This is a genomic window from Micrococcus sp. LASM2_SD2 (assembly GCF_057364565.1).
Window position 1 is genome coordinate 1 of record NZ_JBNFOB010000074.1, and the last position, 9,072, is coordinate 9,072.

Genomic DNA, 9,072 nt, shown 5'->3' on the forward strand with positions numbered 1-9,072 from the left:
CGGTCAGCGCGGCCTCGGTGACCTCGGCGGCCGTCAGGGCGCCGGAGGCGAGGTCCTCGCGGAGCCGCACCGCGCTGCGCCCGAGGAGGCGGGCAGGCGGGGGAGCGGTCTCGGTCAGGGGGGTGCCGTCCTCGGGAAGGACGGAGCGGTTCTCAGGCTGCTGATCGGAGGGGACCATGGCCCCAGTATCCCCACCGATCCTGGGAACGGGCACGGGTGTGTCGCAGACGCGGGCGGGACCGGCACCGGGCCGCAGTCCGAGACGCGGCCCGGACCTGGCCGCTGCGTCCGCCTGCCCGGCTACCCTGGGGCGCATGAGCATGTTCGAGACCGTCACCGTTGACCAGATCCCCGCCGACGCCGCGATCCTGGACGTGAGGGAGGACGACGAGTTCGCCCTCGGCCGCGCCGCCGGCGCCCAGCACATCCCGCTGGGCCAGCTGCCCGAGCGCATCGACGACCTGGACCCGGACACGGACTACTACGTCATCTGCCGCACCGGCGGTCGCTCCGCCCGCGCCGCCGAGTTCCTGGTGGGCCGCGGCTACTCGGCCCTGAACGTGGCCGGCGGCTCCGGCGCCTGGCTGGAGGCCGGCAAGCCGATGGAGGCCGACAACGACGCCGAGCCGACCGTCAAGTGATCGCGCCGCTGCCGCCCGCCTCGCCTGAGGCGGGCCGGGCGCGCGCCGCTTCACCTTCCTCGGCCCCGAGGGCACCTTCACCGAGGCCGCCCTGCGGCAGATCCCCGAGGTCGCCGAGTCGGACGTGGTCCCCGCCTCGTCCGTGATCTCCGCCCTGGCCGCCGTGCGCGCCGGGGAGGCGGACTACGCCATGGTGCCGATCGAGAACTCGGTGGAGGGCGGCGTCTCCGCCACCCTGGACGACGTGGCCTCCGGGGACGACCTGCAGATCCTGGCCGAGGTCCTGGTGCCCATCAGCTTCGTGCTGGTCGGCCGGGAAGGCATCGGCCTGGACGAGGTCCGCCGCATCACCACGCACACCCACGCCTGGGCGCAGGTCCGTGGCTGGGCGGACGCCCACCTGCCGGAGGCCGAGTTCACGCCGGCCTCCTCCACGGCGGCCGGCGCCCGCCTCCTGCTGCCGCAGACCAACGACGACGGCCCGGTCACCCCCGCCTTCGACGCGGCGGTCTGTGCCCCGCTCGTGGCGGAGCAGACCGGGCTGCCCGTGCTGGCCGAGCGCATCGAGGACGTCCCCGGCGCCGTCACCCGCTTCGTGCTGGTGGGCCGCCCCGGGTCGCTGCCGGAGCCGACCGGCTCGGACAAGACCACGCTGACCGTGCCGCTGCCGGACGACCACCCGGGCGCGCTGCTGGAGATCCTCGAACAGTTCTCCACCCGCGGCATCAACCTCTCCCGCATCGAGTCCCGGCCCACCGGCTCGGGGCTGGGACAGTACTTCTTCTCGATCGACCTGGAGGGCCACCTCGCCGAGGAACGCGTGCAGGCCGCCCTGGCCGCACTGCACCGGATCTTCCCCGGCGTGCGGTTCCTGGGCTCCTACCCGCGTGCGATCGAGCGTCAGGCGCAGGTGCCGGCCCACATGAGCGACGAGGCCTACCGCTCCGGCCGGGACTGGGTGGCGGGGCTGCTGCAGCGCTGAGCGTCAGCGGCGCAGGGCGTCGGCCGTGGCCCCAGCGCGGGCGCACCCCCGAACGTTCCGGACAGCACCGTGCCCCCGCACCGCCGAGAAGGCGGTGACGGGGGCACGTGCGGTGAGGGGCCGTCGTCGGGAAGGAGCTCCCGGCGAGGGCCTTCCGGACGGATCAGCGCGGCAGCATCACGGTGAGGGAGTCCTCCACCAGGCGGGCGTCGATGCCGACGACCTTGCCGGTCGAGTCGCCGTCCAGCTGGGAGACGATCGGCTTCTCGAAGCGGATCTGCACGCGGGTGCCCTGCAGGTCTCCATCACGGGGATCTTCACGCGGTGGCCGACCACGGTCTTCGCGGCGATGCGGGCCCAGTCGAACACGTGGCGCGGGGAAAGGACCATGACGTCCAGCAGGCCGTCGTCCAGCTTCGCGTCCGGCAGCAGCTCCAGGCCACCCTGCAGGGTGCCGCAGTTGGCCACCAGCACCGAGCGGATCTTGTAGCGGCGCGGGATGCCGCCGTCGAGGGAGATGGTGGCGTCCTGGCGGTCGCCCGGCAGGTGGCGCAGGCCCGCCTCGCCATACGCGATCCAGCCGGCCTTGGCCTTCAGGTCCTCGCGGGTGTCCCCCATGACCTCGGCGTCCAGGCCGACGCCGCCGATCACCAGGGCCGTGTGGCGGTGACGCTCGCCGTCCTCGTCCTCGAGGCGCACGTCCAGCGTGTCGATCTTCTTCGTGGAGCCGTTCAGGGCGGCGGTGATGCATGCGTCGACGTCGTCGATCGGCAGCTTCAGGTTGCGGGCCAGCAGGTTGCCGGTGCCCATTGGCACAATTCCCAGGCGGACGTCCGAGCCGACCAGCTGCTCGGCCACGGTGCGGACGGTGCCGTCGCCGCGGCGCGATGACCGTCTTCACGCCGGCTGCCTTCGCGTCCGCCGCCATCTGGGTGCCCGGGTCGTCCTCCGTGGTCTCCAGGATCAGGACGTCGCCCATGCCCATGTCCCGGGTGGCGGCCACCACCTGTTTGCGGACCTCGTCCGCGTTGTTCTTCACGGGGTTGATGACGAGGGCGACCTCGTGGCCGCTGCTGCCGCCCTCGGCATGCTCGTCCACCTGCGTCTTCAGCTGGTCCACCCGGTCCACGAGTGCCTGGCGGTCCGACCGCAGCCTTTCCACCTGCCGACTGAGTCGCCGGACACGCATGTGGTTCCACACGAGCACCGCGCCGACCGCCACCACGGCGACCAGCGCGATGACCGCGAGGATCATCTCCAAGGGCAGGTCACGGTTCATGGGCTCAGTGTAAGGAAGGGGAGTCGGTGAAGGGGGGGGCACGGGCCCGGGGCGCGCGGTTAGGCTGGTGGGGTGATCGACGTCAAGCACCTCATCGAGAATCCGGACCGGTACCGCGCCTCCCAGACCGCCCGCGGGGCGGACGTGGCAGCCGTGGACCGCATGATCGAGGCGGACACCTCCCGCCGCGCCTCCATCGCCAGGTTCGAAGAGCTGCGCGCCGAGCAGAAAGCCTTCGGCAAGAAGGTCGCGCAGGCCAAGGGTGAGGAGAAGCAGGCCCTGCTGGCCGAGGTGAAGGAGCTCGCCGCCCAGGTGAAGGCCGCCGAGGCCGCCGCAGACGAGGCCGAGGCCGCCCTGGCCGAGGAGCAGCGCGCGTTCCCGAACCTCATCGTGGACGGCATCCCGGCCGGCGGCGAGGACGACTTCGCCGTGCTCAAGGAGGTCGGCACCCCCCGCGACTTCGCCGCCGAGGGCTTCGAGCCCCGCGACCACCTGGAGATCGGCGAGCTGATCGGCGGCATCGACATGGAACGCGGCGCCAAGGTCTCTGGAGCCCGGTTCTCCTTCCTCAAGGGCGTGGCCGCCCGCCTGGAGCTGGCCCTCATGCAGATGGGCCTGGACCTGGCCATCGAGCACGGCTTCACCATGGTCATCCCGCCGACCCTCGTGCGTCCCGAGACCATGCAGGGGACCGGCTTCGACGTCCAGCACGACGACGAGATCTACCGCCTCGAGCGCGACGACCTCTACCTGGTGGGCACCTCCGAGGTCGCCTTGGCCGGCTATCACGCGGACGAGATCCTCGACCTCTCGGACGGTCCGATCCGCTACGCCGGATGGTCCACCTGCTACCGCCGCGAGGCCGGCTCCGCAGGCAAGGACACCCGCGGCATCATCCGCGTGCACCAGTTCAACAAACTGGAGATGTTCGTCTACACCACCGTGGAGGACGCCGAGGCCGAGCACGCCCGCCTGCTCGAGTGGGAGGAGCAGATGCTCGCGAAGATCGAGGTCCCGTACCGCGTGATCGACACCGCCGCCGGAGACCTCGGCCTGTCCGCCGCCCGCAAGTTCGACTGTGAGGCGTGGGTCCCCACCCAGGGCACCTACCGGGAGCTGACCTCCACCTCGAACTGCACCACCTTCCAGGCCCGCCGTCTCAACACCCGCGAGCGTGTGGTGAAGAAGGACGGCGGCAAGGGTGGCACCCGCATGGTGGCCACCCTCAACGGCACCCTGGCCACCACCCGCTGGATCGTGGCGATCCTGGAGAACCACCAGAACTCGGACGGCTCCGTCACCGTGCCCGAGGCGCTGCGCCCGTACCTGGGCGGCCTGGAGCGGTTCGAGCTCGTCTGATCCCTCCGCTCAGCCGGTGGCGGCGAGGTGCCGCCGACGAGGGTGCACTTGTTGTCGCTTCGGGGCTTCTGAGGGGACAACAAGTGCACCCTCGTCTGGAGCGTCTGGAGCGTCTGGAGCGGGCGTCGTGTCCCGCAGAGTTCACCCGTGCGCCACCGTCGCTTCCGCCGGGTGCGACGTCCTGTCCGCCGGACCTGATTTGATGGAGGGCATGACGCAGAAGATGGTGTGCCTGGACGTGGACGGAACGCTCGTGGACCATGACGGGCGGATGCACGAGCGGGTGCGCGAGTCCGCGATGGCCGTGGTGGCCGCCGGGCACCACGTGGTGATCGCCACTGGACGCTCCCGCGGCGCCACCCTTCCGGTGGCCGAGACCCTCGGCATCGACACCGGCTACATGGTCTGCTCCAACGGCGGCGTCACCCTGCGCCTGGACCCTCAGACCGAGGACGGCTTCGAGGTCACGGACCTGCGCACCTTCGACCCGCACTCGGTGCTGCGCAAGCTGCGCGAGCGGCTGCCCTCGGCCAAGTACGCACTGGAGCTGCCGGACGGCTCGTTCCTGGGCACCGAGCGGTTCCAGGACATGTCCTTCGGTGTGCGCTCCGAGGGCGTCCCCTTCGATGAGCTGCTGGAGCAGACCGCCGTGCGCCTGGTGGTGTTCTCCACGGACAAGTCCGCCGAGGAGTTCGGCCGGGCCGTGCAGGGCATCGGCCTGTCCGGCGTGACCTACTCCGTGGGCTGGACCGCCTGGCTGGACGTGGCCGCGGCCGGGGTGACGAAGGCCTCCGGGCTGGAGGCGCTGCGCACCGTGCTGCGCGTGTCCCAGGAGGACACCGTGGCCGTGGGCGACGGCCGCAACGACGTGGAGATGCTCCGCTGGGCCGGCCGCGGCGTCGCCATGGGCCAGGCGCCCGAGGAGGTCGTGGAGGCGGCGGACGAGACCACCGGCCACGTGGACGACGACGGCCTGGCCGACGTCCTCGACTCCCTTCTCTGAGCCCCTCATCCCTGACGTTTTCGTTCGAGAGAAGGTCGGGTTCCTACACGCTGTCGTTCGGGAGACGGTCGGGTTCAGGGGCGGAGCCGGAGTCGTCAGCCGCCTCGCCGGGCGCCGGGCCGGGCTCTGCGTCTGAGCCGCTTCTCGGATCCTCCAGCCGCCCCTCGAGGAGGTGGATCGCGGCGTCGCAGTGCTCGGCCTCCTCGGGTAGGGCGCTGGCCACCAGGACCGTGACACCGCCGCCGGCGATCTCCCGGAACAGCTGCCACAGCCCCTCGCGGGCCTCGGCATCCACACCGATGGTGGGCTCGTCCATGAGCAGCAGCTGCGGAGAGGTCACCAGGGCACAGGCGATGGCGGAGCGCACGGCATGCGCCCGGCCCAGCCGGTCCACGCGGGTGTCCGCGTAGCGGCCCAGATGCACCCGCTCGATCGCGACCTCGGCGTCCGCGCGAGACATCCCGACCCTGCGGGCCGCGTCCTGCACGTTCTCCCGCGCCGTCAGGTCGGACTGCGTCGCCGGCGCCTGGCTGGTGTGCCCCACCCGGGTGCGCAGGCGGCTGTCCCCGGTGGGCAGGCCCAGCACCCGCACCGTGCCTGCGCTCGGCCGCTGCCTCCCGGTGAGCACGCGCAGCAGCGTGGTCTTGCCGGAGCCAGGGTCGCCGAACAGGCCGGTGATGCCGCCGGCCGGGACGTCCAGGTCCAGGCCATGGAGGATCTCGGTGCGGCGACGGGTCACCTTCAGCCCCTCGGCGAAGACGGCAGAGTTGTGCATCATGCGCGGGACTGTACGCCTCTACTGACCCGCGTGGGAGCCACTGTGACGAAGCGGACAGCAATCCGTTGACCAGGCATGATCCCCTGCCTGCGGCGCGGTCACACGGCGGCGGCCGACCGCGGCCGTCGCCGCCCTGGGCAACGTCGCGCCGCTCAGTCCACGTCCGGGAGGGCGACCTCGTCCGCCAGCGCCAGCAGGCGGGCGGCCGCCGGGCGGCAGGCGTGCTCCTCGGTCCAGAAGGCGCGCTGCACGGCCTGGGACACCGCCTGCGTGGTGATGCCGAGCTCGGCGGCCACCAGCTTCTGCTGCCCGCGCACGCCGGGGACCATCAGGTCCAGTACCCGCCATTCGGCGTCCGTGCGGGTCCATACGAGCTGTCCGATCAGCCTCAGCACCGCCTCGGCCTCCGCCGCGGTTTCCGCGTTCCGTGCGGAGACGGCCACCGGGATGCGCTGGCCGTGGGCGGCGGCCTCCACCGCCTGGCGGGCGGCCACCAGGCCCGGGCCGGTGACGTCCTCAAGGTCCTGTGAGTCCGGAAGACCCGGGGTGCCGTCTGCGGCCAGCAGCGGTCCGACTCCCACGCCCACGTTCCAGCGTCGCTCCCGCACCGCCCGCAGCGCCACGTCCACGGCGGTGTGCGGGTCCGCGACCACGCCGATCAGCTCGTCTCCCACGGAGCGCTGGAACGGCAGCAGGGTGTCCACGTGGCGGAGACGGCGGATCAGCTCATCCACCATGTCCCCGACCTCGCGGGAGTCACGCTGGTTGATGGTCAGGACGTACATGCCCTCCATCCTGCCAGCCGGCTCGACTCCCAATGGGGAACCCGGCCGTCTGCTCCACGCAGACGACCGCACAGTCCCACGAGGACGGTGTGGGACCAGGCGGTCGTCGCCGGGGGTGCTGTCAGGCGCCGCGTCGGCCGGCCAGGATGATGCCTCCGCCGGCCAGGGCGATCACGCCGAGCCCGCCGAGGGCCCACGGCAGGATCCCGTCAAGGCCGCCGGAGTCCTCCGTCCCGGCCGCCTGCACGTCCGCCGCGGTGGTGTCCTCGGTTCCCGACGACGGCTTCTCGCCTTCGTCCTTCCCGCTCGCCTCAGGCTCGGTCGGAGCGGATGCGTCTGCGTCCTCGCCCTCCTGGTTCGTCGCGTCCGCATCGCCCTCGGATGACTCGGGAGAGGCCGAGGCGTCGTCAGCCTCGGACGATGAGGTGCCGTCGTCGTCCTGCTTCTCGCTGTCTTCCTCGGCCTGATCCTCACCGAAGGCGTCGTTGTACTGGACCGCGGTGGTGATGAACTCTCCGACCTCGTCGTCGGCCTCGCCGCGGACGTCCACGGTCAGCTCGAAGGCCTGAGGGACGTCGGAGGCGGACGCCTCGTAGTCCCGCTGGACCTTGATGTACTGACCCCCCGGGACGGAGATGGCCTTGTGCTCACCGCCGCTGAGGCGCCGGTTCGGGTGGATGTGCTCGTCCAGGACGCTGGACGCGAACTCGCCTGCCTCGGCCATGATGATGGACAGGTTGGAGCCTCCGTCGACCCCGCCGTCCTCGTTGTAGTAGAAGTCCATGTGCTCGCGCAGGGGGTTGAAGGCCATGCCTGTGAGGGTGAGCCGGTCCTCCGGGTCGGAGGTGGCCTCCAGCCGCACGGCCAGGGTCTGGTTCGTGGCGGCGTCCACGGTGAAGTATCTGGCCTCGCCGGGCACGAGGGAGTCGGTGATGGTCTGGCCGGACTCGATCGGCGCGGCCTCGTTGAAGGAGCCGCCGCCGGCCACCGGTTCAGCCTTGCCGGTCTTGACCTTGGCCACCGTGGGGCTCGGCGCGGGGGATCCGGAGGCCGTCTCCTGCTTGGCGTAGGCCACGAGCAGCTCCAGGGGAAGCTCGTCCTCCGAGGCGATGTCGGCGTTGTGCATGACCTCGACGACCACCTCACCGTCCTCGGTGAGGCAGTCCTCTCGGGGCCGGTCGCCCATCGGCTCAGCGAAGGTCTTGTGCGGGAACCACTGGATGGTGGCGTGCATGCCCGAAGAGTAGAGCGGTGTGACGGTGTCCTGGAGGAACAAGCAGGTTTCATAGGGCTCCTCGGACAGGTCCAGCGGCCGGATCATCACCTCGCTCCCGCCGAGCATCTCCTCGGTCTCACGGTCCTTGACGACGGTGGCCGAGACGACCGGGGTGTAGCCCTCGTGCACGGGGATCCGGTAGTAGCGGCGACTGGTCGACTCCTCGCCGTCGTCCTCACGGCCCTGCTGTGTGGTGATGGTGTCTGTGAACTGGCCGGCGGTCATGCGCGGGGCATCCTCGGGGCTTGCTCCGCCCTGCACGGGGGTGCCGGCCGTGGTGTAGCCCTGCAGGGCACGGGAGGTCTGGGTGGTGAGGGACTCGGTGAGCGCGTCCGCGTCCGCCGCGTCCGTGTACGTGCCGCCGGTGGCGTCCGCGATGCACTCGAGGGTCTCCTGGGCCTTCGCATTCCCCTGCAGCCGGAAGCCGATGGTGTGCACGGTCAGGTCGATGCCGTCCTCGGCCAGCTGCTGTGCGACCTCGCAGGCCGGGGGCTCGTCGCAGGTCGGTTCGCCGTCGGAGACGAGGATGATCGACTTCTCGCCCTCGATGCTTTGGAGCTCGTCGGCAGCCTGCTGCAGGGACTTCCCGATGGGCGTGCCGCCCCGGGCGTCGAGGGCGTCGACCTTCTTCGTCAGGGCCTTCTTGTCGATCTTCTCGACCTTCTGCAGGGTCTCGATCTTCGTGCAGGTCTTCCGGTCTGCGTGGCCGAAGGCCACCATGCCCAGCGGCGCATCCTCCGGGGTCCTCTCGATCAGCGCCTTGGTGGCCTCCTTGGCAGCGTCGATGCGGGCGGTGCCCTGCTCGTCAGCGTCCTTCTTGAGCATGGACTCGGAGTAGTCCATGACCACGGCGACCGGCTGCTGGGTGGTCCCGGGGCCCGCCTGCTCCGTATCCTCCTCCGCCAGCGCGGGGCCGGCGGCTGCGGTCGCGAGGCCGACCAGGCCCGCGGTGAGGGCGGCGGCGAGGGC

8 protein-coding genes and 1 pseudogene are annotated in these 9,072 nt (G+C 71.4%); 4 read left to right on the forward strand and 5 right to left on the reverse strand.

Annotation, left to right across the window (positions count from 1 at the left end):
• Nucleotides 1-314: 314 nt before the first annotated feature.
• Together AC2W7A_RS05710 and pheA are read left to right on the forward strand one after the other, a co-directional pair.
• Complete coding sequence (locus tag AC2W7A_RS05710) at nt 315-641, forward strand: rhodanese-like domain-containing protein (RefSeq protein ID WP_485990499.1); 327 nt, start codon at nt 315-317, stop codon at nt 639-641.
• Between the two features lie 91 nt (nt 642-732).
• Nucleotides 733-1,623, forward strand: coding sequence for a prephenate dehydratase (gene pheA, locus AC2W7A_RS05715; protein ID WP_485990505.1), 891 nt, complete (start codon nt 733-735; stop codon nt 1,621-1,623).
• A gap of 177 nt (nt 1,624-1,800) precedes the next feature.
• Here the strand turns inward: pheA and AC2W7A_RS05720 are convergent, their stop codons facing one another.
• Nucleotides 1,801-2,322 (reverse strand): diacylglycerol/lipid kinase family protein, encoded by a 522-nt coding sequence (locus tag AC2W7A_RS05720; RefSeq protein ID WP_485990506.1) that lies wholly within the window; start codon nt 2,320-2,322, stop codon nt 1,801-1,803.
• Nucleotides 2,323-2,334: 12 nt separating this feature from the next.
• Nucleotides 2,335-2,490 (reverse strand): annotated as a pseudogene (locus AC2W7A_RS05725) (diacylglycerol kinase family protein); the annotation flags it as partial.
• Nucleotides 2,491-2,974: 484 nt separating this feature from the next.
• Here AC2W7A_RS05725 and serS point away from each other — a divergent pair.
• Both serS and AC2W7A_RS05735 read left to right on the forward strand, forming a co-directional pair.
• Nucleotides 2,975-4,261 carry a serine--tRNA ligase gene (serS, locus tag AC2W7A_RS05730; protein WP_485990500.1) on the forward strand — a complete coding sequence of 429 codons (1,287 nt, stop codon included), beginning with the start codon at nt 2,975-2,977 and terminating at the stop codon, nt 4,259-4,261.
• A gap of 211 nt (nt 4,262-4,472) precedes the next feature.
• Nucleotides 4,473-5,264, forward strand: a complete 792-nt coding sequence (locus AC2W7A_RS05735; RefSeq protein ID WP_485990501.1) for an HAD family hydrolase — start codon at nt 4,473-4,475, stop codon at nt 5,262-5,264.
• Between the two features lie 43 nt (nt 5,265-5,307).
• On the opposite strand, the gene AC2W7A_RS05740 is transcribed toward AC2W7A_RS05735, so the two are convergent.
• The 3 genes from AC2W7A_RS05740 to AC2W7A_RS05750 form a co-directional block, all read right to left on the reverse strand.
• Nucleotides 5,308-6,042, reverse strand: a complete 735-nt coding sequence (locus AC2W7A_RS05740) for an ATP-binding cassette domain-containing protein (RefSeq protein ID WP_485990502.1) — start codon at nt 6,040-6,042, stop codon at nt 5,308-5,310.
• 152 nt (nt 6,043-6,194) lie between these two features.
• Nucleotides 6,195-6,827, reverse strand: coding sequence for a hypothetical protein (locus AC2W7A_RS05745; protein WP_485990503.1), 633 nt, complete (start codon nt 6,825-6,827; stop codon nt 6,195-6,197).
• Nucleotides 6,828-6,948: 121 nt separating this feature from the next.
• On the reverse strand, nt 6,949-9,072 hold a 2,124-nt coding region (locus AC2W7A_RS05750; RefSeq protein WP_485990504.1), incomplete at its 5' end, for a vWA domain-containing protein.